The 22,225-nt window shown below is 63.7% G+C and carries 28 protein-coding genes; 19 read left to right on the forward strand and 9 right to left on the reverse strand.

Annotation, left to right across the window (positions count from 1 at the left end):
• Positions 1-64 precede the first annotated feature (64 nt).
• The 3 genes from PQ467_RS10755 (at position 65) to PQ467_RS10765 (ending at position 1,661) form a co-directional block, all read left to right on the forward strand.
• Positions 65-469: a PTS sugar transporter subunit IIA gene (locus PQ467_RS10755; protein WP_168605192.1), complete on the forward strand. Its 405-nt coding sequence runs from the start codon at positions 65-67 to the stop codon at positions 467-469.
• Between the two features lie 37 nt (positions 470-506).
• Positions 507-785: an HPr family phosphocarrier protein gene (locus tag PQ467_RS10760; protein ID WP_274173413.1), complete on the forward strand. Its 279-nt coding sequence runs from the start codon at positions 507-509 to the stop codon at positions 783-785.
• A gap of 75 nt (positions 786-860) precedes the next feature.
• Positions 861-1,661: a TrmH family RNA methyltransferase gene (locus PQ467_RS10765; RefSeq protein WP_274173414.1), complete on the forward strand. Its 801-nt coding sequence runs from the start codon at positions 861-863 to the stop codon at positions 1,659-1,661.
• A gap of 6 nt (positions 1,662-1,667) precedes the next feature.
• On the opposite strand, the gene rmuC is transcribed toward PQ467_RS10765, so the two are convergent.
• The 3 genes from rmuC to recR all read right to left on the reverse strand — a co-directional run bounded on the left by rmuC (position 1,668) and on the right by recR (position 4,408).
• Positions 1,668-3,071 carry a DNA recombination protein RmuC gene (gene rmuC, locus PQ467_RS10770; RefSeq protein ID WP_274173415.1) on the reverse strand — a complete coding sequence of 468 codons (1,404 nt, stop codon included), beginning with the start codon at positions 3,069-3,071 and terminating at the stop codon, positions 1,668-1,670.
• 52 nt (positions 3,072-3,123) lie between these two features.
• A complete protein-coding gene (locus PQ467_RS10775) occupies positions 3,124-3,693 on the reverse strand; it encodes a peptide deformylase (protein WP_274173416.1) in 570 nt (189 codons plus the stop codon).
• A 118-nt stretch (positions 3,694-3,811) separates the two neighbouring features.
• On the reverse strand, positions 3,812-4,408 hold the full coding sequence (gene recR / locus PQ467_RS10780) for a recombination mediator RecR (protein WP_274173417.1): 597 nt from the start codon (positions 4,406-4,408) through the stop codon (positions 3,812-3,814).
• Positions 4,409-4,461: 53 nt separating this feature from the next.
• Here recR and fmt point away from each other — a divergent pair, with 53 nt between their 5' ends.
• Together fmt and truA are read left to right on the forward strand one after the other, a co-directional pair.
• Positions 4,462-5,370, forward strand: coding sequence for a methionyl-tRNA formyltransferase (gene fmt / locus PQ467_RS10785; protein ID WP_274173418.1), 909 nt, complete (start codon positions 4,462-4,464; stop codon positions 5,368-5,370).
• Complete coding sequence (truA, locus tag PQ467_RS10790) at positions 5,367-6,113, forward strand: tRNA pseudouridine(38-40) synthase TruA (protein ID WP_274173419.1); 747 nt, start codon at positions 5,367-5,369, stop codon at positions 6,111-6,113. Before fmt ends, truA begins: the two co-directional genes overlap by 4 nt.
• 225 nt (positions 6,114-6,338) lie before the next feature.
• Here truA and PQ467_RS10795 read toward each other — a convergent pair whose 3' ends face one another.
• A complete protein-coding gene (locus tag PQ467_RS10795) occupies positions 6,339-6,839 on the reverse strand; it encodes a hypothetical protein (RefSeq protein ID WP_274173420.1) in 501 nt (166 codons plus the stop codon).
• On the reverse strand, positions 6,836-7,828 hold the full coding sequence (gene cobS, locus PQ467_RS10800; protein WP_274173421.1) for a cobaltochelatase subunit CobS: 993 nt from the start codon (positions 7,826-7,828) through the stop codon (positions 6,836-6,838). The genes PQ467_RS10795 and cobS overlap by 4 nt, the downstream gene beginning before the upstream one ends.
• An 88-nt stretch (positions 7,829-7,916) precedes the next feature.
• Between cobS and PQ467_RS10805 the strand changes: the two genes are divergently transcribed.
• Positions 7,917-8,561, forward strand: coding sequence for a glutathione S-transferase family protein (locus tag PQ467_RS10805; protein WP_274173422.1), 645 nt, complete (start codon positions 7,917-7,919; stop codon positions 8,559-8,561).
• 12 nt (positions 8,562-8,573) lie between these two features.
• Here PQ467_RS10805 and PQ467_RS10810 read toward each other — a convergent pair whose 3' ends face one another.
• On the reverse strand, positions 8,574-9,224 hold the full coding sequence (locus PQ467_RS10810) for a winged helix-turn-helix transcriptional regulator (protein ID WP_274173423.1): 651 nt from the start codon (positions 9,222-9,224) through the stop codon (positions 8,574-8,576).
• Positions 9,225-9,297: 73 nt separating this feature from the next.
• Between PQ467_RS10810 and PQ467_RS10815 the strand changes: the two genes are divergently transcribed.
• From PQ467_RS10815 to PQ467_RS10835, 5 genes are read left to right on the forward strand one after another with little or no spacing between them, the layout of a single operon-like run.
• Positions 9,298-10,095, forward strand: a complete 798-nt coding sequence (locus PQ467_RS10815) for a VOC family protein (protein WP_274173424.1) — start codon at positions 9,298-9,300, stop codon at positions 10,093-10,095.
• 52 nt (positions 10,096-10,147) lie between these two features.
• Positions 10,148-10,786: a glutathione S-transferase family protein gene (locus PQ467_RS10820; protein ID WP_274173425.1), complete on the forward strand. Its 639-nt coding sequence runs from the start codon at positions 10,148-10,150 to the stop codon at positions 10,784-10,786.
• Complete coding sequence (locus PQ467_RS10825; protein ID WP_274173426.1) at positions 10,783-11,289, forward strand: VOC family protein; 507 nt, start codon at positions 10,783-10,785, stop codon at positions 11,287-11,289. The genes PQ467_RS10820 and PQ467_RS10825 overlap by 4 nt, the downstream gene beginning before the upstream one ends.
• Entirely contained in the window at positions 11,289-11,936 is a 648-nt protein-coding gene (locus PQ467_RS10830; RefSeq protein ID WP_337995090.1) for a glutathione S-transferase family protein, read from the forward strand. Before PQ467_RS10825 ends, PQ467_RS10830 begins: the two co-directional genes overlap by 1 nt.
• Positions 11,937-11,947: 11 nt before the next feature.
• A complete protein-coding gene (locus PQ467_RS10835) occupies positions 11,948-12,385 on the forward strand; it encodes an SRPBCC domain-containing protein (protein WP_274173428.1) in 438 nt (145 codons plus the stop codon).
• Here PQ467_RS10835 and PQ467_RS10840 read toward each other — a convergent pair.
• A complete protein-coding gene (locus PQ467_RS10840; protein WP_274173429.1) occupies positions 12,382-12,972 on the reverse strand; it encodes a DnaJ domain-containing protein in 591 nt (196 codons plus the stop codon). The two genes, PQ467_RS10835 and PQ467_RS10840, sit on opposite strands and share 4 nt — an antisense overlap.
• A gap of 59 nt (positions 12,973-13,031) precedes the next feature.
• Between PQ467_RS10840 and PQ467_RS10845 the strand changes: the two genes are divergently transcribed.
• The 6 genes from PQ467_RS10845 (at position 13,032) to thiL (ending at position 17,194) form a co-directional block, all read left to right on the forward strand.
• Positions 13,032-13,310, forward strand: coding sequence for a BolA family protein (locus tag PQ467_RS10845; RefSeq protein ID WP_168605174.1), 279 nt, complete (start codon positions 13,032-13,034; stop codon positions 13,308-13,310).
• Positions 13,307-13,765, forward strand: coding sequence for an NUDIX domain-containing protein (locus PQ467_RS10850; RefSeq protein ID WP_274173430.1), 459 nt, complete (start codon positions 13,307-13,309; stop codon positions 13,763-13,765). The genes PQ467_RS10845 and PQ467_RS10850 overlap by 4 nt, the downstream gene beginning before the upstream one ends.
• A gap of 120 nt (positions 13,766-13,885) precedes the next feature.
• Positions 13,886-14,548: an ATP phosphoribosyltransferase gene (gene hisG / locus PQ467_RS10855; RefSeq protein WP_168605171.1), complete on the forward strand. Its 663-nt coding sequence runs from the start codon at positions 13,886-13,888 to the stop codon at positions 14,546-14,548.
• A complete protein-coding gene (hisD, locus tag PQ467_RS10860) occupies positions 14,545-15,840 on the forward strand; it encodes a histidinol dehydrogenase (protein WP_274173431.1) in 1,296 nt (431 codons plus the stop codon). The genes hisG and hisD overlap by 4 nt, the downstream gene beginning before the upstream one ends.
• Before the next feature lie 29 nt (positions 15,841-15,869).
• A complete protein-coding gene (gene nusB / locus PQ467_RS10865) occupies positions 15,870-16,319 on the forward strand; it encodes a transcription antitermination factor NusB (RefSeq protein ID WP_274173432.1) in 450 nt (149 codons plus the stop codon).
• 5 nt (positions 16,320-16,324) lie between these two features.
• Positions 16,325-17,194: a thiamine-phosphate kinase gene (thiL, locus tag PQ467_RS10870; RefSeq protein WP_274173433.1), complete on the forward strand. Its 870-nt coding sequence runs from the start codon at positions 16,325-16,327 to the stop codon at positions 17,192-17,194.
• An 8-nt stretch (positions 17,195-17,202) separates the two neighbouring features.
• On the opposite strand, the gene PQ467_RS10875 is transcribed toward thiL, so the two are convergent.
• Together PQ467_RS10875 and PQ467_RS10880 are read right to left on the reverse strand one after the other, a co-directional pair.
• Positions 17,203-17,397, reverse strand: a complete 195-nt coding sequence (locus PQ467_RS10875; protein ID WP_274173434.1) for a hypothetical protein — start codon at positions 17,395-17,397, stop codon at positions 17,203-17,205.
• Between the two features lie 4 nt (positions 17,398-17,401).
• Complete coding sequence (locus PQ467_RS10880) at positions 17,402-18,409, reverse strand: fatty acid desaturase (RefSeq protein WP_274173435.1); 1,008 nt, start codon at positions 18,407-18,409, stop codon at positions 17,402-17,404.
• Between the two features lie 279 nt (positions 18,410-18,688).
• Between PQ467_RS10880 and PQ467_RS10885 the strand changes: the two genes are divergently transcribed.
• Together PQ467_RS10885 and PQ467_RS10890 are read left to right on the forward strand one after the other, a co-directional pair.
• The gene (locus tag PQ467_RS10885; RefSeq protein ID WP_274173436.1) at positions 18,689-20,794 is read left to right on the forward strand and encodes a sodium-translocating pyrophosphatase; all 2,106 of its coding nucleotides are present in this window, start codon (positions 18,689-18,691) and stop codon (positions 20,792-20,794) included.
• 129 nt (positions 20,795-20,923) lie between these two features.
• Complete coding sequence (locus PQ467_RS10890; RefSeq protein ID WP_274173437.1) at positions 20,924-22,129, forward strand: GNAT family N-acetyltransferase; 1,206 nt, start codon at positions 20,924-20,926, stop codon at positions 22,127-22,129.
• The last annotated feature ends 96 nt before the right edge of the window (positions 22,130-22,225 follow it).

Genomic DNA, 22,225 nt, shown 5'->3' on the forward strand with positions numbered 1-22,225 from the left:
GTTCTGCTCCCCACATGCCCCGCGCCATTCATGTCATGATGCAACACATTTCAGGGACGCGGGCATGATCGGCCTTGTTCTGGTGACGCATGGCCATCTGGCCGAAGAATTCGTGCGCGCGATGGAGCATGTGGTGGGCCGTCAGGAAGCCGTCGCCACGGTCTGTATCGGCCCCAATGACGATGTCGAACGCCGCCGCAAGGAAATTGCCGAAGCGATCAAGACTGTCGACAGCGGTGAAGGCGCGATCATCCTGACCGACCTGTTTGGCGGAACGCCCTCCAATCTGGCCATTTCGCTGATGGAGGCGGGCCGGGTCGAGGTGATTGCCGGAATCAATCTGCCGATGCTGATCCGTCTGGCCGGTGCGCGCAAAGGCGCCACGGTGCGGGCGGCGGTTGGCGCGGCGCGCGATGCCGGACGCAATTATATAACCATAGCGTCCGAATTTCTGGGCCAGGAAGCCTGAAAGGGCCCGGGTTCCTGCATACAGGTGAGAGGAAAGCATGGCTGAAGCACGGGAAACCGTTGAGATCGTGAACGCAAAGGGGCTGCACGCCCGCGCGAGCGCGAAATTCGTCAATATGGTGGCGATGCTGCCGGGCGGCGTCGACGTCAAGGTGGTCAAGGATGGCACCGAGGCGGCGGGCGGATCAATTCTGGGCCTGATGATGCTGGGCGCGGCGCGCGGCGACAGTGTGGATATTGTCGTGGCGGGCGATGGCGCGGATCAGGCGCTGGCGCGGCTGTCGGGTCTGGTCAAGGACGGTTTCGGCGAAGATTGAAGGGTTCGACAGGGGCGCACTGCGTGGCTATAGGCGGCGCAGTTTTCCTGTTTTGCCATAAGGCTTGCCCCGAATATGCGCCGCACTATCACCGGCTTTTCCAATCCCACGGTCAAATTCCTGCGCTCGCTGCGGGAGAAGAAGCTGCGCCGCCGCGAGGGTCGCTTTCTGGCCGAAGGTTTGCGGCTGCTGACCGATGCGCGGGAAAGCGGGCGTTTGCCCGAAACGCTGGTGATGGCCGAGGGGCGCGAGGCGCATCCCCTGCTCGATACGCTGGAGCAGGCCGTGCTGGACGCAGGCGGCGAGGTGATCGAGACGAGCGAGGATATTCTCGCCAAGATCACCGGCAAGGATAATCCGCAGGCGGTTTGCGGGGTATTCCGCGAATTTGACACCTCGCTGTCGGGGGTGGATCGCCATGCCGCGCCGCTATGGCTTGTGGCGCAGGCGATGCGTGATCCGGGCAATCTGGGCACGATGCTGCGCACGGCCGATGCGGTGGGCGCGGGCGGGCTGATCCTGCTCGACGACAGCGTCGATCCGTTCAGCGTCGAAGCGGTGCGCGCCAGCATGGGCGCGATCTTTACCCAAAAGCTGGCCGCGGCCCGCTGGGAGGAATTCCTGCCCTGGTTGCGCGGCGGAGATGGGCAGTTGGTGGCGGCGTCCTTGCGCGAGGCGGTGCCTTATCGCGGGGCACCCTATGCCGCGCCCTGCTTCATCATGGTGGGCAACGAATCGCGCGGGCTGCCGGAAGAATACGAACTGGCCTGCGATCTGCGCGTCACCATGCCGATGAAGGGCCGCGCTGATTCGCTCAATGCCGCCGTGGCCGCCGCCGTGCTGGCCTATGAAGTGCTGGCCACGCTGGAGGGCTAAACGCCCTCACTCCCCATCGGGCCAAGGCAGCGCCGAAGGTTCGGTCACATCCCCATGGCGCGGTTGGCTCTCGACCAACACGACGTCCTCGATCTCGCGCTTGCCGATCTCGATACCCTTGTCGCGCAGGCGGCGGCCGCTGGCCATGACATTGCGCTCAAAGCTGCCGACGAACTTGTTGTAATTGTCCACCGCGCTGGTCAGGCCGCCACCCACGCGCTTGAGGTGATCGCCCGCGACGGCAAGCCGATCATACAACTCGCCGCCCAGACGCCCGATCTCGCGGGCCTCCTGCGCCAACATATCCTGTTTCCACACCATCGCCACCGTGCGCGCTATTGCCACCAGATTGGTAGGTGTGGCCAGCAAGACCCTGTTACGGAAAGCAAAATCCCAGAGATCGGGGTCCTTTTCCATGGCCGCCGCCACAAAATGCTCGCCCGGCACAAACATCACCACATAATCGGGCGCCTCGGCAAACTGACTCTGATAGGACTTGGTGGCGAGCGTTTGCACATGGCCGCGCATACTGGCCACATGGCGGGCGAGCGCAATATCGCGCGCCACCTCATCGCTGGCCTCGAACGCCTCCTGATAGGCGTTGAGCGAGACCTTGGCGTCGATCACCAGCTTTTTCTGGCCGGGAATTGAAACGATCGCGTCGGGACGCAACCGACCCTCCTCGGTGTCGATCGAATGTTCGGTCACGAAATCGGTATGTTCGGAAAGGCCGCACTGTTCCAGCACATTGCGCAGCGCCTGCTCGCCCCAGCGCCCGCGCGCCTTGGGCGCGTTGGTCAGCGCATTGCCCAGACGGGCCGCTTCTTCGCGCACCTTTTCCTGCCCATCGCGGATCGACTGGATCAGGCCGGTCAATTGCCCGAAGGCATCGACGCGCCCCTTTTCCAGCGCGCTCACCTGCTCCTCATAGGCCTTCAAGCGCGCGCCCACCGGAGCCAGCACCGAATTGATCCGCTCGGCCTGCTTCTCCTCGCTCTGGGAAAAGCGAGCCTCGGCTCGGGACAGAAACGCCTCCTGCGCCCGCTCCAACACGCGCGCGCCGGCCACTTCAAACTCGCGCCGCAAATTGTCCTGCGATTCGAGCAGCAGGCGCTTCTGCTCTTCAAAATGCTCCGCCTGCGCGCGGAGAGTCGCCAGATCGCGCTGGGCGCGCAGCATGTCGGCGCGCGCATCCTCCAACGCTTGCGCCAGCCCGTCGGCCCGCAGCGCCCGCTCGGAGGCCGCCGCCAGATCGGTGATCGCGCGGCGAAACCGTTCGTCCAGTTCGGCAAAGGCCCGATCCCGTTCGGCCAGCCTTGCCCGCGATTCGGCCACAGCCCGCTGGCCGAAAAACCAGCCCAGCCCTAGTCCGGCGACCAAAGCAACAAGTACGAACAGGGCAGAATCCACGGCTCACTCCAATCAGAACGAACCGTGAACCTAGAGGGCAATCCGCCCCAAATCAAGCCAGCTTGCGCGCTTTTTCCAGCTTTTTGAGCGCCATGCTGCGCTTCAGCCGCGAAAGGTGGTCGATAAACAGGATGCCTTCAAGATGGTCGATCTCGTGCTGGATGCAGGTGGCCATCAGGCCCTCCATCGCTTCCTCATGCACATTGCCGTCCACATCCTGCCAGCGCAGGCGGCAGGTGGCGGGGCGCTCGACCTCGGCATAAATATCGGGAACCGACAGGCAACCTTCCTGATAGACCGACAAATCTTCCGACGGATCAAGGATTTCCGGGTTGATGAAGGTGCGCGGCTCGCGCTTCACCGGCTGGTGCGTATGCTCATGCCCGCCATGCGAGGTGCAGACTTCGGGCTCGGCATCGGGATCTTCGGGCTGAAGATCAACCACCACAACGCGCAGCGGCACGCCCACCTGGATCGCGGCCAGGCCAATGCCCGGCGCGTCATACATCGTGTCATACATATCGGCGACGAGCGTCTTGAGCTCATCGTCAAACACGGTGACGGGGGCAGAAATCTGCTTCAGGCGCGCATCGGGCGCTTCGAGGATCGGTCGGATAGCCATAGGGGGCAGATAATCGCACCCCGGCCGCTGCGCAAGGCGCAGTGTCCGATTTCTGTAATCGTCGGGAAACCGGCCGCCGCGCGCGCTTTTTAGGAAACCGGGCGCCTGGCGCGCTTTTTTATGAAACCGGGCGTCTCGCCCGGAGCGCCTGCGCCAAAGTCCCCTCGTCCAGATAGTCCAGCTCGCCTCCCACCGGCAGGCCATGCGCCAGTTGCGTCACGCGCACGGGCATCCCTTCGAGCCTTTCGGCAATATAATGCGCGGTGGTCTGCCCCTCCAACGTGGCATTCATGGCCAGCACAACTTCATCGATCCCGCCCGCGCCCACGCGATCGATCAAAGGCGCAATCGACAAATCCTCCGGCCGCACCCCATCGAGCGCCGAAAGCCGCCCGCCCAGCACATGATAGCGCCCGGTAAACAGCCGCGCCCGGTCCAGCGCCCACAGGTCCGCCACATCCTCGACCACGCAGATCGAGCGCGCATCACGCCTCGGATCAGCACAGATCGCGCAAGGATTCGTCGTGTCCACATTGCCGCAGGTGGCGCATTCCACCAGCCGGTCCTGCAACACCTCAAGCGCATCGCGCAATTGCCCCAGCGATGTGTCGCGCCGCTTAATCAGCCACAACACAGCCCGCCGCGCCGAACGCGGCCCCAGCCCCGGCAGGCGCGCCAAAACCTGCGCCAGTGTCTCGATCTCTTGCGATGCCATGCGCCTCCAGATAGGGCGGCGCAGAGCAAAGGCAAAGAGCCGGAAAGTGACTTATGCGCATCATCTATATGGGCACGCCCGAATTTGCCGTTCCGGCGCTGGAGGCCTTGGTGGCCGTAGGCCACGATGTGGTGGCCGCCTATAGCCAGCCCCCCCGCCCCGGCGGCCGTCGCGGGCGCGAATTGACGCCCTCGCCCGTTCACCGCCGCGCCCAGGAATTGGGGATCGAGGTGCGCCACCCGGTGTCGTTGAAGGGCGCGAAGGAGCAGGTCGAATTTGCCGCGCTTAAGGCTGATGTCGCGGTGGTGGCCGCCTATGGGCTGATCCTGCCGCGCGCGGTGCTGGACTCGCCGGTGCATGGCTGCCTCAATCTGCACGGCTCGCTCTTGCCGCGCTGGCGCGGGGCCGCGCCGGTTCAGCGGGCGATTTTGGCGGGCGACGCGCAAACGGGCGTGGGCATCATGCAGATGGAGGCGGGGCTGGACACCGGCCCGGTCCGGCTGGAAGGGCGGACCGACATTGCCGCCAAAACGACAGGCGAGTTAACCGAGGAACTGGCCCACATGGGCGCGCGATTGATCGTGCAAGTGCTGGGCGATCTGGCGGCCTATCCGGCGGCGGCCCAGCCCTCAGAGGGCATCACCTATGCCCACAAGATCGACAAGGCCGAGGCGCGACTGGATTTTTCCGCCGATGCGCCGCAGGTCTTGCGCCAGATCCGAGCCTTCATGCCCGCGCCCGGCGCCTTCTTTGAACTGGAGGGCGAGCGTTACAAGGTGATCTCGGCTGATCCCGCCGAGGGCGCGGGCGATCCGGGCGTGACGCTCGACGATGCGCTGACCATCGCTTGCGGCACCGGCGCCATCCGCGTCAACACCATCCAGCGCGCAGGCAAACCCGCCATGGCCGTGGCCGACCTGCTGCGTGGGCGCTCGATCCCGGCCGGAACCGTCCTGGCATGACCCGTTTCGCCTTCACGCTGGAATTTGACGGTACGCCGTTCATGGGCCTGCAACGCCAGGCTCATGGCCCCAGCATCCAGCAAGCCGTGGAAGAAGCAATCGAGCGCGTTACCGGCGAGCAGGCAATCATGTTTGCCGCCGGGCGCACCGATGCCGGGGTCCATGCTCTGTTTATGCGCGCCCATGTCGATATCCAAAAGGATATCGCCCCCTTCCGCCTGATGGAGGCGATGAATTACCATCTGCGCCCCAACCCCATCGCGGTGCTGGATTGCGCCGTGGTGGCCGATGACTGGCATGCGCGCTTTTCCTGCATCGGGCGCAGCTATATCTACCGGATTGTCAACCGCCGCGCGCCGCTGACCATCGGGCTGAACCATGCCTGGCAAGTGAGCAAGCCGCTGGACGCCGAGGCGATGCATGAGGCGGCGCAGGCGCTGGTCGGGCATCACGATTTCACCACCTTCCGCTCGGTCCATTGCCAATCGGCCTCGCCGCTCAAGACGCTCGACAGCCTGAATGTGCGGCGGCAGGGCGAGCATGTGATTATCGAGACGGCGGCGCGCAGTTACCTGCACCATCAGGTGCGCTCGATGGTGGGGGCGCTCTCCTTCGTCGGTCTTGGGCAATGGCCGGTGGAGCGGGTTGGGCAGGCATTGGCGGCGCGCAATCGGCAGGCCCTGCCGGTGAATGCGCCGCCTGATGGGCTGTTTTTCAACCGGGCGTTTTATCCGGGGGAATAAAGGAAAAGAGGGAAATCAGCCTCCGGCGGGTTAAGGGCGGGGGCCCTTAACAATCCCCGATCTGTCCGCGTTGCACCAAGGCATCCATCACAGCGTTTGGAATAATAAAGCCTGCGGCGCTGTTGAGGTGCCACTCCTCCGCGCCGCAGGCTTTCAAACCCCGATAATGGGATTGCAAAGAGGCCAAGTCCCTTTGCCCGCCGGAGGCATCTCTATCCTCAAAAATCAGCGCGACACCTTCGCACACCCATAACGCACCACAATCGCCCCATTTTGCCGAGCCAAAAGACCCGCAAAGGGCATAGACGGCAGGCTGTCATATTTAGCCCAGTCGAGAAAATAATCTTCACGCCCGGACGTAGCGCGCTTCTTTCTCTCGGCTGCACTTTCAGGCGTCAGAATCAGCTTGCCACGGGCATCAGAGCGATAAGTCGTCGTCCAGAATGGATCGTTGATATAATGACCATGCCTTGCCAGCGTCACTACGCGCCCCGCCGGATCCAAGGCATAGGTGTCCTCAACATAGCTGTCTTCGCTCTCGGTGGCGTAAAGCAGGCGGCTAACTACCATACCCTGCCATCGCATCTCGGCCCACTGCCCGGTCGTTTCGCCCGATCCGGCCGCCTTTTTCATCTCGGCGGACGTGCGATAAGCACACCAGCGCTGCGGGCCTTCTTCCAGATCGCCAAAGGCCAGAAAGAAGGCCAGCGCGGCAACGGGCATCAAGCCCGCGCCACCACGCTCTCAGGCAGATCGGTGCCAAACACGCGCTGATAATACTCAGCCACCAGCACCCGCTCGGTCTCATCACACTTGTTGAGGAACGAGAGGCGGAAGGCGAAACCGGCGTCCTTGAAGATTTCGGTGTTCTGCGCCCATGTAATCACAGCGCGAGGGCTCATCACGGTCGAAATATCGCCATTGATGAAGCCTGCGCGGGTCAGGTCGGCCACGCGCACCATATCGGCGATGGTGCGTTCGGGCAGGCCGGGCACCTTCTTGTGGACAATTCCGGTTTCCGTTGCATGGGGCAGATAGTTCAGCGCCACGACCATGTTCCAGCGGTCCATCTGGCCCTGATTGATCGCCTGCGTGCCGTGATAGAGGCCCGAGGTATCTCCAAGGCCCACCGTGTTGGCCGTGGCGAACAGGCGGAACCACTTGGACGGACGGATCACGCGGTTCTGGTCCAGCAGGGTCAGCTTGCCCTCGGTTTCCAGCACGCGCTGGATCACGAACATCACGTCCGGGCGGCCCGCGTCATATTCGTCGAACACCAGCGCGGTCGGCGTCTGCAGCGCCCAGGGCAGCAGCCCTTCGCGGAATTCGGTGACCTGCTTGCCATCCTTCAACACGATGGCATCGCGCCCGATCAGGTCGATACGGCTGATATGCGCGTCAAGGTTGATGCGGATGCAGGGCCAGTTCAGACGCGCGGCCACCTGCTCGATATGGGTCGATTTGCCCGTGCCATGATAGCCCTGAACCATCACGCGGCGGTTGAAGGCAAAGCCTGCAAGGATCGCCAGCGTGGTGTCCGGATCGAACACATAGGTGTCGTCGCGGTCGGGCACGCGCTCGTCCGCCACCGAAAAGGCGGGGACTTTCATGTCGATATCGATGCCGAACACCTCGCGCACATCGACGGTGATGTCGGGTGCGCTCAAAATGGTGGTCGAGCGGCTGTCGGGCTGAATGGTCTGAATCTCGGTCATCGCGCAAAACTGCTAGCCGCTGCTTCTCGCGGCTGCAATATGTTTGCAAGGGTTGGAAACCAGATTCACCTTGGGGAGGGAAATTATTATGGAACTGTTCGGCGCCCTGTTTTCGCCTTTCGTGCGCAAAGTGGCCGTTGTCGCGGCGGAAAAGGGCCTTGCGCTCGACATGCCACCTTTCAGCTTTGCCGAGCCTGGCGAGGATTTTCTGGCCGCCAGCCCCTTCCGCAAGATCCCGGCGATCAAGGACGGCGACTATCTGCTTTGCGACTCCACAGCCATCTGCGCCTATTTCGACGCGCTGGCGCCCGAAGCGCCGATCTATCCGGCCGAGGCCCGCGCACGCGGCCGTGCAGTGTGGTTCGAGGAATTGGCCGATACGATCATGGTGCCCGCGCTTGGCCCGGCCATCTTCAACCGCTTCGTGCTGCCCCAAATGCGGGGTGTGGCGGGGGATGAGGAGGTGGCGCTGGCCGCGATCAGGAAGTTCAACGATGTGCTGACCTATCTCGAAGGCGTGATCCCCGCCGAGGGCTGGCTGGCAGGCGAATTTTCGCTGGGCGATATCGCGGTGGCCAGCCTGTTGGCCACCGCCGAATATATTGACGCAGAATTGGATCGGGCGCGCTTTCCGGCAATTGCCGCCTGGTATGACCGCGTGACCGCCCGTCCGGCATGGCAAAGTGTGGCCGCGATGGAAACCGCGCATGCCAAAGCCGCCGGATTGGCCTAAACCATATCCGGCCTAAACCGTATCAGGAAGCGCAAAGCAGCGGGCGAACATCATGGCCGCATAGGCATCGCCCGCCAGCGCCAGATCGGGCAGGCCGGCCAGTGGCGCCTTGCCATAGATAAAGCGTTTGAGCGGCGCGGTGTTGGGCGCGGTCAGGGTGAAATCGCCCCCTGCCCCGCCGCGCGCGATGGTCAACGCCCCGCCCCGCAATGTCAGCGCAAAGCTCTCGCGCGCGATGACGATGGCGCAGGCCATGTCCATTTCCGCCGCCCTCTCCGCCACGATCAGCGCCCGCAGCGAGAGCATCAGCGCCACCGGCGAAATCGCCAGCGCCATATCGCGATCCGGCGACATCAGCGCCCAGCGGCACAGGGACAGCAGCACCGGCTCGGCCGCCTGTCCCCATGGCGTCAGGCCGTAGAGCCGCTCCTCTTCGCGCCGGACAAGGCCCGCCGCCTCCAGCCCGACCAGCCTTTCGGTCAAAACCCGCGCGCTGATCCCCGGCAGGGCAAAGCGCAGATCGGTGAAGCGCCGCGCCCCCAGCATCAGTTCGCGCAGGACAAGCCCGGCCCAGCGTTCGCCCAGCAATTCCATGCCAAACGCCGCCCCGCAGGCATCGCCATACCAGCGCCCATGGACATCAGTTACTTTTTCCAACTTCATGGTTGTAATTTGTAACCATAGTGCCACCCTCTGTCGATACGAATCACAACAGATGCCCCAAAGGGAGAGTGCGATGGCCAAGCTGCTGGGAAGCTGGATCTGGTACGAGCTGATGACCAAGGACGCCGCCGGGGCCAAGGCCTTCTATGAGGCCGTCGTGGGCTGGACCATCGCGCCGGGGGCCGAGCCGCCGCTGTTCTATGGCCATATCGCCCGCGCCGATGGGCGTCAGGTCGGCGGGGTGCTGCCACTGTCGGAGGATATGCTGGCGCAGGGCGCGCATCCAATGTGGGTCGGCTATATCGGCGTGGATGATCTGGACGCCACGCTGGCGCAGGTGGTCGCGCATGGCGGGCGGGCGCTGATGCCGCGCATGGATATTGACGAGGGCAGTTTTGCCATGGTCATGGACCCGTGGGGCGCCAGCTTTTATCTGATGCAGCCCAATCCGGGGCCCGACGCCTCCCCTTCCGTCGCCTATTCCCCCGCCGAGGCGCAGAGCGTGGGCTGGAACGAACTCTACACCGGCGATTTCGACGCGGCGCTGGCCTTCTATACCGAGGTGTTCGGGTGGGGAACCGCCGGATCCATGGATATGGGCAGCTACGGCACCTATCAGTTCCTGAGCCACGATGGCGTCACTTTTGGCGCGATGATGCCCAAGCCGCCCCATGTGCCGATGGGTGGATGGAACCACTATATCCGCGCCGCCGATTTCGATGCCGCGCATCAGGCCGCTGTCGCGGGCGGAGCCACTGTCCTGCACGGCCCCAGCGAGGTTCCCGGCGGAGACTGGATTTTCAACGCGCTTGACCCGCAAGGCGCGGCTTTTGCCATCGTGGCCCAGAAAGTGGCCCAGAAACAGGTTTGAGAGCGTCGCTTTTTGCGATGCCGTTCCACTATTGCTCTCGCGAGGAGGCGTTATGGCCGACTATACGTTTTTCACCAATCCGATGTCGCGGGGCCAAATCGCGCGATGGGCGCTGCATGAGGTCGGCGCCGATTACGAACAGGTGATCGTGGACTATGGCGCGCCTAAACCGGCCGCGCTGCTGGCGGCCAATGGCATGGGCAAATTGCCGACGCTGGTGCATCACAGCGCCGATGGCGATTATCCTTTGGCCGAAACCTCGGCCATCTGCGCCTATCTGGCCGAGACCGAGGGCGGCGGGGCGCTGGCCCCCACGGCGCAGGAGCGGGCCGCCTATTACCGCTGGATGTTCTTTGCCGCAGGGCCGATGGAGCAGGCCATCACGGCGCGCTCGGCCGGTTTTGAACCCAATGAGCGCCAGCAGGTCAGCTTTGGCTTCGGCTCTTATGACCGGATGGTCGAAACGCTGGCCGCGCATTGCCGGGCGCATGATTTTGTCTGCGGATCGCGCTTTACCATGGCCGATGTCTATGTGGGCAGCCATGTGATGTGGGGCACGATGTTCAAGACCCTGCCCGCATTGCCCGAATTTCTGGCCTATGGAGAGCGTTTGATGGCCCGCCCCGCCTATTCTCAGGCCAAGGCGATCGACGAGGCCCTGATCGCCGCGATGCAGGAGAAACAGTCATGACCCGATGGGGTACAGCCAAGGGCACGCTGTGCCTGTGGTATGACAAGGATCTGCATGGCGGGGCCGAGGCGGCGGCGGACTTCTATGCCGGTCTGCTTCCCGATACGGCGGTGGGCCATGTCATGCGCGCGCCGGGCGATTATCCGGGCGGCAAGGCGGGTGATGCGCTGGTGGTGGAATTCACGCTGCTGGGTTTTGCCTGCATCGGCCTGAACGGCGGCGGGCATACAAAGCATACCGATGCCTTTTCGATTCAGGTGAGCACCGAAACGCAGGAGGAAACCGACCGCTACTGGGATGCGCTGATTGCCGATGGCGGGCGGGAAATGGCCTGCGGATGGTGCGTGGATCGCTGGGGCATCCGGTGGCAGATCACGCCGCGCGCGTTGGTCGAAGGCATGGGCGATGCTGATCCGGCGGCGCGCGGGCGCGTGTTTGCCGCGATGCAGACGATGGTGAAAATCGACATTGCCGCCATCGAAGCGGCGCGAAAGGGCCCGTGATGCTCGAACTTTATGGCCACCCCTTCTCGTCCTACACATGGAAGGCGCTGATCGCGCTCTATGCCAATGACACGCCCTTCTCCTTCCGCATGCTGGACGGGCAAAACCCCGAATTTTACGCAAGGGTTCAGGCCGCCAGCCCGATGGGCAAATTCCCCCTGCTGGTCGATGGCGCAACGCAGGTGTTCGAGGCCAGCGCGATCATCGAATATCTGGCGCTGCATCATCCCGGCCCGGCCCCGCTGATCCCCGCCGATCCCGACGCGGCGATCCGCACGCGGATGATCGACCGCGTTTTCGACAATTACGTGATGAATGCCATGCAGGAGAGCGTCGATGAGGCAATCCGCCATGGCGCCGTATCGGACGAGGTGCAGAAGCGGGTCGATGAGCGCCTGCTGCGCACCTATCGCTGGATCGAGGGCTGGCTGGCGGATTATTCGGCGGGGGATGCGATCACGCTGATCGAATGCGCCGCCGCGCCCTCGCTGTTCTATGCCGATTGGGTCACGCGCATTTCCGATGATTGCCCAAAGCTGCGCGGCTGGCGGGCGCATCTGCTGGCCCTGCCCCCGATCTCGCGCTGTGTTGAGGATGCGCGGCCGTTTCGCACCTATTTCCCGCTGGGCGCGCCTGATCGTGATTAAGGAAACGTGTCATGCATGAATTATCGATCTCCCGCTATATCGCCGCCGCGCCGGACAAGGTCTGGGACATCATGGTCAACCGCCAGAACGAATGGTGGTGCCCCGCACCATGGCGCGCCGAGGTCGTGCATCAGGATCGCCGCCCGGGCGGCGCCTGCGAAATGACCATGTTCGGCCCCGATGGCGAGGTCATGCCGATGCGCGGCATCTATCTGGCATGGGACGAAGGGCGGCGCTTTGTCACCACCGATGCGGTCAATGGCGATCTGGAGCCCTCCGGCCCCTTCATGATCGGCATCTGGCAGGTCGAAGCCGAAGGCCAAGGCACCCGCTATACCGCCAGCGCCCGCCACTGGAGCGCGGAAGCGATGAAGCAGCACGAGGCGATGGGCTTCACCACCGGTTGGGGCGCCTGCGCCGATCAGCTGGCTGCGCTGGCCGAGGCTTAGGCGAAACCCGGCAATTTGCGCAGCATCTGATAGGCTTCGACCACCTGTTGCAACTTGCTCTCATGGCTGCGGTCGCCGCCATTGCGGTCGGGGTGATAGCGGTGGACGAGGTCGGAATAGCGCATGCGCAATTCGCGCCGATCCGCATCCACCCCCAGCCCCATCGTGTCGAGCGCCCGCTTTTCCTCCAGGCTGGCGATGCGGCCGTCGGGCCATGCCATCGGACGCATCGCCTCCTTGGCGCGGCGCGCGCGCTGGCTGATCGCGTCCAGAGGATCGGCAAAATCGGCCCAGCGCGGCGCCGAATCGATGCCCGCCGTGGGGCGGAACGCCCGCGCTTCCTGCTCCCAGCCATGGATCGGCGATTGCGCGGCCCAGATTTCTTCGGGGCTCATGCCTTCGAAATAGTCATATCCGGCGTTAAACGCGCGGATATGGTCAAGGCAGAACCAGCGATATTGGCCCGGCCCGTCAAAGCCCGACGCCTTGACGCCGGGCGCGCGAAATTCGCCCGCCTGATCGCATCCGGGCCATTCGCATGGGCGCTGCGAACCTTTGACTCTGCCGTGGAATCTGTCCTGAACCATCTTTTCCCCTTGGCGACAAATGGGCTAGGAGGAAAGGCCCTGCTTTAAGGAAACCTTCTATGTCCGGCCCGCTTGCCACGGAAATCACCCAACGTCTGACCGCCGCTTTTGCTCCCGCGCGGCTCGATGTCATCAACGATTCGAGCAGTCACGCCGGCCATATGGGCGATGATGGCACGGGCGAATCGCATTTCACCGTGGTTATCGAAAGCGCCGCCTTTGCGGGCGTCAACCGCGTGATGCGCCAGCGGATGGTCAATCAGGCACTGGGCGATATTCCGGGCCAGCGGGTGCATGCGCTGGCGATCCGCGCCTTTGCCCCCGGCGAGGCGGCGTGACAGCGAATAAAGTGGGTGTGCGCCGGATTCGCCGCGCCTCGCGCATTCTCTTGCTCAATGAGGCGGGGGAATTGCTGCTCTTTCGCTTCACGCCCGATGATCGCGCCCCTTTCTGGTGCGCGCCGGGTGGCGAGGCCGAGGAGGGCGAGACCTATGAGGAAGCCGCCACGCGCGAATTGTTTGAGGAAACCGGGATCAGGGCCGATTGCGGGCCGGAAGTCACCCGCGTCATCAGCGACTTTGTCACACTGGCGGGCGAGCCGGTGACGGGCGATGATCGCTATTTCCTGCTGCGCATGGCCAATCCGGCCATCGATACGACGAACCATACCGAAACCGAACAGGCGGTAATGCGCGAATATCGCTGGTTTGCCCGGCACGAAATCGCGGGTTGGGCCGAAACGATCTATCCGGAAGACATGAGCGAGATGCTGGAGCGCGTGCTGGGCGAATAGACCGGCCAGGCGCCGCCCCGCTGTTTTTCTGCCGCTCATGAAAAACGGTCATCTCCATGATCGGATTCTGTGCTGTCATGGCGGTTGCTCTGCGCTGCAATGCAAACTAATGCGGCGCGCATGTCATTCTCGTCCAAACCGCTCACCTTTGCGATCCCCAAGGGGCGCATCCTCGATGAAGCTCTGCCGCTGATGGCGCGCGCTGGTGTCGTGCCTGAAGCGGAGTTTCATGATAAAAAGTCGCGCGCGCTGTCCTTTGCCGTCGAAGGCTCGGACATGCGGCTGATCCGCGTGCGCGCCTTCGATGTGGCCACGTTCGTTGCCCATGGCGCGGCGCAGGCCGGTATCGTCGGCTCGGATGTGGTGGAGGAATTCGCTTATCCCGACCTTTATGCGCCGGTTGATCTCAACATCGGCCATTGCCGCCTGTCGGTGGCCGAACCCGTCGATGCGGGCGATACGGCCAGCGCCAGCCACCTGCGCGTGGCCAGCAAATATCCGCATCTGACCCACAAGCACTATGAAGCCAAGGGCATTCAGGCCGAGGTGGTCAAGCTGAACGGCGCGATGGAGCTGGCGCCGATGCTGGGCCTGTCGGGGCGGATCGTCGATCTGGTTTCCACCGGGCGCACGCTCAAGGAAAACGGCCTGCGCGAGACGGAAGTCATCATGCAGATTTCGGCGCGCCTGATCGTCAACCGGGCGGCGCTCAAGACCGATCCGCGCGTGGGCGAGTTGGTTGAACAGTTCCGCAAGATGGCGGCGGAGAAGGTTGAGGCATGATCCGGCTTAATTCGCGCGACCCCGGCTTTGCCGAGGCGTTTGACAAAATCGTTGGCGACCGGCGCGAGAGCGACGCGGGCGTGACTCAGGTGGTGCTCTCGGTTCTGGCCGATGTTCGCGCGCGCGGCGATGCGGCGCTGGTGGATTACACCGCGCGCTTTGACGGCCATGCACTGGAAACCGAGGCTGATTGGCGGATCAGCGCGCAGGAATGCCGCGCCGCGTTTGAGGCTTTGGACCCGACCCTGCGCGAGGCGCTGGAAACCGCGGCGCGGCGCATTGCCGCCTATCACGAGGCGCAAAAGCCGGAAAACCGCGACTATACCGATGATGCCGGGGTTCGCCTTGGCGCGGTGTGGCGGCCGGTGGATGCGGCGGGGCTTTATGTTCCGGGTGGTCGCGCGGCCTATCCCTCCTCGCTGTTGATGAATGCCATTCCGGCCAAGGTCGCGGGAGTCGAGCGTCTGGTGGTGGTCACCCCCACCCCGCGCGGCGCGGTCAATCCTCTGGTGCTGGCCGCCGCACATCTCGCGGGCGTCGATGAAATCTGGCGCGTGGGCGGGGCGCAGGCGGTTGGCGCGCTGGCCTATGGCACGGAGCGGATCAAGCCGGTCGATGTCATCGTCGGCCCCGGCAATGCCTATGTGGCCGAGGCCAAGCGCCAGCTTTACGGCGTGGTGGGCATCGACATGGTGGCCGGGCCTTCGGAAATTCTGGTGGTGGCCGATGGGCGCAACAATCCCGCGTGGATCGCCGCCGATCTGCTGTCTCAGGCCGAGCATGACCCGGTGGCGCAGTCGATCCTGATTACTGACGATGCCAATTTTGCCGATGCCGTGATCGCGGCGGTCGAGGTGGAATTGCAGGCTCTGGCCACGCAAACCACCGCGCGCCAGTCGTGGAACGATTACGGCGTGGTGATCGTGGTCGATGATCTGATGGGCGAGGCCCCGGCCCTGTCCAACCGTCTGGCCGCCGAGCATGTCGAAATCGCCACGGATGATCCCGACGCCCTGTTCGCCCAAATCCGCCATGCAGGCAGCGCCTTTCTGGGCCGCCACACGCCCGAGGCGATCGGCGATTATGTCGCCGGACCGAACCACGTTTTGCCCACCGGCCGCCGCGCACGTTTCGCCAGCGGGCTTTCCGTGCTAGACTTTATGAAGCGCACCAGCTTCCTGCAACTTGACGAAGCGGCTCTGGCTGCTATCGGCCCGGCCGCTGTGGCCCTTGCCGATGCCGAAGGGCTGCCCGCCCATGGTCGCTCTGTCGCGATCCGGCTGGGTCAATAAGGCCACTTGGCCGCATAAGGAATTTTTCGATGAGCAAAGCTCCCAAGTCCCAGTCCCGCTCGGTCGCCCGCCTTGGCGCGGTGCAGGCGCTGTATCAGCATGCGATGGAAGGCACCGCCCTGCCCACGCTGCTCGATGAATTTCACCGCCACCGTCTGGGCGCGGAAATCGAGGACATCCAGTTCGCCGATGCCGACCGCATCCATTTCGATGACGTGGTCAAGGGCGTGCTGGCGCGCAGTGAAGAAATCGACGCGCGCATAGCCGAAAAGCTGGCCGAGGGCTGGCGGTTGGAGCGTCTGGACAAGACGATGGTGCAGATCCTGCGCGCCGGCACCTATGAACTGCTGGCCCGAGATGATGTCGCCGCGCCCACGGTCATCAACGAATATGTCGATGTGGCCCATGCCTTCTTTGACGAGCGCGAAGCCAAGTTTGTGAACGGCGTGCTCGACGCCATCGCGCGGGCGGCGCGTTAACCGGTTTGGGGCGGGAACTGGCCTTTATCGAGGCGCTGCGCGCGCTGGCCAGCGATCCCGCCGCACGCGGGCTGACCGATGATTGCGCGGTGCTGCCTTTTGGCAGCGAGACGCTGGTGCTGACCCATGACACGATGGTGGCGGGGGTCCATTTCCTGCCCGATCAGGACCCGGCCGATGTGGCATGGCGTCTGGTGGCGACGAATATGTCGGATCTGGCGGCCAAGGGCGCGGTGCCGATGGGCGTGCTGCTCTCCTATCAACTCAACGGAAATGAGGAGCGATTTCTGGCCGGTCTGGCCGAGGCGCTCGATGAATATGGCGCGCGGCTGCTGGGCGGCGATACGGTCAGCAGCGATGGGCCGCAGGTGCTGGGGCTGACCGCCATCGGGCGCGCGTCCCATCTGCCGGTGCCGGGGCGCGACGGGGCGCGGGTAGGCGATCTGGTCTATATCACCGGGCCCGTGGGCGCGGCAATGATGGGGCTTGAGGCCCTGCGCGAGAGCCGCCCTGCGCAGCAGAGCCTGGCCTATCGCCGCCCGCTGGCCCGCATGGCCGAGGGGCAGGCGCTCGCCCCCTTCGTCACCACGATGATGGATGTCTCGGACGGCCTGCTGCTTGATGCCTCACGCATTGCGCGCGCCAGCAAGGTGACGATCAATCTGGAAAGTGCCGCGATCCCGCTGGCCTGTCCGACCGATCGGCGCGACGAGGCGCTGCGTTGGGGCGATGATTACCAACTGCTGCTGACCGCACCGCCCGAACTGGCGCTGCCCATGCCGATGCACCGGATCGGCGTCGTGGGCAAAAGGCAGGAGGCGCCGGTCACAATCGACGGCACCCCTGCCCTCGGCTCACTGGGCTATCAGCATTAAACCCCCACCTAGATCCAGCGCCCGCGGATCACGGTTTGCAGCCCCCACACGCCGCCAATGATCAGGCCAAAGGTGATGTTCGGCAGGCCAAAGGGTGCCTGCCAATGCCACAGGTTCATCGTTTGCGCGATGAGCGGGGCGATAAAGCCGATGCCGAAAAAGAACGGCATCCAATAAAAGATCTGCTTGAACACGTTTTCCATCGGCTTAATTCCCCTTAACAGCCGGCAGCGGTGACACATCCACCCCGCGCGCCTCCAGAATGTGGCGCATCGCGTAATAGGCATGCTTGGTGCGGTGGTTGGGGATACCCGGATACATGTGGTGGATGATGTGATACTGCATTCCCATCGACATCACATGGCCCAGCTTGCTCTTGAACAGGTTGGTGTTCTCATAGCGCCCCGTCTTGCCTTCACGCGGATGATGCGGCGCCCAGCTCAGATAGAAGCGGATATAGGACAGGCCGACATGCCGCGGCAGCCACCAGAGCAAGGCCGCCTCGATCGCATAGCCGCTCCACGCCATGGTGAACAAAACCGCCATGAAGAAGAGTTGCAGCAGCATCGTTTCCTTGAGCGCGCGCTTGGCCTCGGGCGTGCCCATCTCGGACAGAATGCGCTTGTAATGATGGATCGAGCCATCGACGCCGGGCTGGCGGTTATACCAGGTCTTGTAGATCGCCATCCACCAGTTGGGCGCCTCGTCGGTGTAGTCGGGGTCCTTCAGCGGATCATTGCAATGGTAGTGATGCTCCAGATGCATGATGCGCGCCATCGAGAAGGGAAACACGATGGGGATCGTCGAAACCGCACCCACCGCTTCATTGAGCCAGCGCAGCTTTTCCCCCTTGCGCGCGATGTTTGAATGCATCGCCTCATGGCTGGTCACATAGCCACCCGTGGCGATGATGCACGAGATCAGGCAGGCCAGCGGAAGGTTAAGATGCCCCATGATCACCAGCGGGAAAAACGACACCCACAGAGCAAAGCAGCCAAAGGCCGCCACCGCATAGGGCCACATCCGACCACCGTGAAACCGGCGCGCGATCTCGATCTCTTCCTTGCGCAGATCGCGGCGTGTATGCCGGTCCAGCCCGTCGTCGCGGCCCAGCGGAATGGCCCGCGCCCCGCCCGAATCCAGCGCTGGCTCATAAAGTACAGGTTCGGCAGGCGCCTTGATCGCGTCCTGAACGAGCTTTGGATCTTCCAGCATTTATCATGCCCCGTCTGATGCATTGGCGCACCGACTCAAACTTTGGTGAATCGGTCGATAACCATTTGTAAACCATGAAGCGCTTTGGAAAAATCCCTAACAGAATCTTAATGGACAATCTGTCCCATTCCGGGGCCGGGCGGATCAAATCGCTCTTGCGCTGCCTTTTCCTCCCCCTATACCTGTGCAAGCGATGGGCACTGTTTGATCAAACAAGAACAGGCCCGGACAGGAACTGTCGGATTTTCCCGGCAGAACCGAAAAGCAGAGGGGATAGCTATGAACCTGGTGCTGATCGCCATGGGCCTTGGGGCCTTGGCCGTTGTTTACGGTTACATCACAAGCAGACAAGTTTTGGGCGCGAGCGCAGGTTCGGCCCGGATGCAGGAAATTGCCGCCGCCATTCAGGAGGGCGCGCAGGCCTATCTCAAGCGGCAATATACCACGATTGCGATTGTCGGCGTCGTGGCGGCGATCATCATCGCGCTGGCGCTGGGCGAGATTGCGGCGATCGGCTTTGTGCTGGGCGCGGTCTTGTCGGGCGCGGCGGGGTTTATCGGCATGAATGTGTCGGTGCGTTCCAATGTGCGCACGGCGGCGGCTGCGCAACAGGGCCTGCAGGCGGGCCTGACGCTGGCGTTCCGCGCGGGCGCGATCACGGGGATGCTGGTGGCGGGGCTGGCGCTGCTGGCGATTGCCGGGTTCTTCTGGCATCTGACCTCGACGGGGGGTTTTGGCCATGGCCTTGCCCCCAATGACCGGACCGTGGTGACGGGTCTGACGGCGCTGGCGCTGGGGGCTTCGCTGGTGTCGATCTTTGCCCGGCTGGGCGGCGGTATTTTCACCAAGGCGGCCGATGTCGGCGCGGACCTTGTCGGCAAGGTCGAGGCGGGCATTCCCGAGGACGACCCGCGCAACCCCGCCGTGATCGCCGACAATGTGGGCGACAATGTGGGCGATTGCGCCGGCATGGCCGCCGACCTGTTCGAGACCTATGTGGTGACCGTGGGCGCAACCATGGTGCTGACCGCTCTGCTGGTCAAAGGCGCGGGCAATCTGATGGCGCTGATGAGCCTGCCGCTGCTGATCGGCGGGGTCTGCATCGTCACCTCGATCATCGGCACCTATTTTGTGAAACTGGGCGGCGCCAACAACATCATGGGCGCGATGTACAAGGGCTTCCTTGTCACCGCGATCCTGTCGATCCCGGCCATCGGCTGGGCGATCCATACGGCAGTGGGCGATTTTGCCACGCCAATCGACGCATCGGGCTTGACGGGCGGCGCGCTGTTCCATTGCTCGCTGCTGGGCCTCATCATCACCGGCCTCATCATCTGGATCACCGAATATTACACCGGCACCTCCTATCGCCCGGTCAAGTCCATCGCCAAGGCCTCCGTGACCGGCCATGGCACCAATGTCATCCAGGGCCTTGCCATCAGCCTTGAGGCGACCGCCCTGCCTACACTGGTGATCGTGGCGGGGATCATCATCGCGTATAAGCTGGCGGGCCTGATCGGCATTGCCTATGCGGCAACCGCGATGCTGGCTCTGGCGGGCATGGTGGTCGCGCTCGACGCCTATGGTCCGGTGACGGACAATGCGGGCGGCATTGCCGAGATGGCCGATATGGAAGCATCGGTGCGCGAAAGGACCGATGCGCTCGATGCCGTCGGCAATACGACCAAGGCCGTGACCAAGGGCTATGCCATTGGTTCGGCGGGGCTGGCCGCGCTGGTGCTGTTTGCAGCCTATACCACGGATCTGCGCGAGTTTTTCCCGCATCTGACCGTCAATTTCAGCCTTGAAAATCCCTATGTGATCGTCGGGCTGCTGCTGGGCGCCTTGCTGCCCTATCTGTTTGGCGCGATGGGCATGACGGCGGTGGGCCGCGCGGCGGGCGATGTCGTGGTCGATGTGCGCGAACAGTTCCGCGACAATCCGGGCATCATGGCGGGCACATCGCGGCCCGACTATGCCCGCACGGTCGATCTGGTCACGCGCGCGGCGATCAAGGAAATGATCGTGCCCAGCCTGCTGCCCGTGCTGGCGCCGGTGGTGGTCTATTACGTCATCACGCTGGTGGCGGGGCAGGATAATGGCTTTGCCGCGCTGGGGGCTTTGCTGCTGGGGGTGATTGTGGGGGGCCTGTTCGTGGCGCTTTCGATGACCAGCGGCGGCGGCGCATGGGACAATGCCAAGAAGTATATCGAAGACGGCCATCACGGCGGCAAGGGCAGCGAGGCCCACAAGGCGGCCGTGACGGGCGACACCGTGGGCGATCCGTATAAGGACACCGCAGGCCCGGCGGTCAATCCGATGATCAAGATCACCAATATCGTCGCGCTGCTGCTGTTGGCGGCGCTGGCGGGGCATATGGGCTGATCGCAATTTGAGCGCTCCTTCCGGCGCGATCGCCGGGAGGAGCGTTTAATAATTCCCCGCTTATTCATACTTCCTTTGCCGCTTTGCCCGTAACTTTTGGCGCATCCTGTCCGCGCTCAAGAGGTGACTGTGGCGAGCCAGCCCCAATTCAAACGTGCCGAGCCGCTTGTTGCGCCCTCGCGCCTGCCGCCCGGCCCGATGCCCGTTCCGCAAATGCCGCAAAAGCCCGCCCCGAAGGGCGAGATCCGCAGCGTGGACTGGCGCGAGATGCAGGATATGGGCTCGGTTCTGGCGTGGGACGCCTTGGCCATGTGGGCCAGCGAACCGAACCCGTTTTTCGAAAGCTGGTATCTTCTGCCTGCGCTGCGCGGGCTGGACCCGGATGGGCGGGTGCGAATCCTGCGCTTTGAAATGGGCGGCGATCTGGCCGGGATCATGCCGATTGTGCGCCAGAGCCGCTATTACACCCGCCCCATCCCGCATTGGGCCAGTTGGGCGCATCCCAATGGCTTCCTTGGCGCGCCGTTGGTCGCGCGGGGGCTGGAGCGCTCGTTCTGGCGGGCGCTGCTGGCCTGGGCCGATGCGCAGGGCGGGCTGGGCCTGTTCCTGCATCTGGGCGAATTGCCGCTGTCGGGGGCGGTGGCCGATGCCTTGCGCGATGTATCGGCCGAACAGGGGCGCAATGCCGCGCTGGTCGGGCGCAAGCAGCATGTGATGCTGCAAAGCGACCTTTCCCCCGAAGCCTATTTCGAAGCCACGGTGTCGGGCAAAAAACGCAAGGAATATAGGCGACAGGCCAATCGCCTGGGCGAGTTGGGCACGCTGGAATTTGTCCGTCACGAGGGCGAGGATGACCTCTCGGCATGGTGCGAGGATTTCCTGAAGCTGGAGGCGGCAGGATGGAAGGGCGAGGCCAGATCGGCGCTGGCCTGCCTGCCCGCCACCACGGCGCTGTGGCGCGAGGGGCTGCATGGCGCAGCGGCGCGCGGGCGGCTGGAGCGCCTGTCGATGACGCTGGATGGGCGGCCGATCGCCATGCTTGCAACCTTTATCACCAAGCCCGGCGCCTTCATGTTCAAGACCGCCTATGACGAGACGTTGAGCGCCTATTCGCCCGGCGTTTTGTTGCAGCGCGAAAATCTGGCGATGCTGGATATGCCGGGGTTGGGCTGGGTCGATAGCTGCGCCGATGAAACCCATCCGATGATTACCCACCTGTGGCGCGAACGCCGCCCGGTGGGGCGCGTCTCGATTGAGATAGGCGGGGCGGTTCGGCGGGGGATATTTGGCGTGATGGCCCGGCGGGAATTGGGCGGGGCAGGGTTTGGGATTTAAGAAGGGTTTGGATGCGAGGGGCTCCCGCCGAGGCTCTCAATTTTTAAAGCCTGCGGTGCGGCATACCAGCGCCGCAGGCTTTCATTCCATGAAACA

The sequence above is a fragment of the Novosphingobium sp. KACC 22771 genome (genome assembly GCF_028736195.1).
In the GTDB taxonomy this organism is placed as follows: Bacteria; Pseudomonadota; Alphaproteobacteria; order Sphingomonadales; family Sphingomonadaceae; genus Novosphingobium.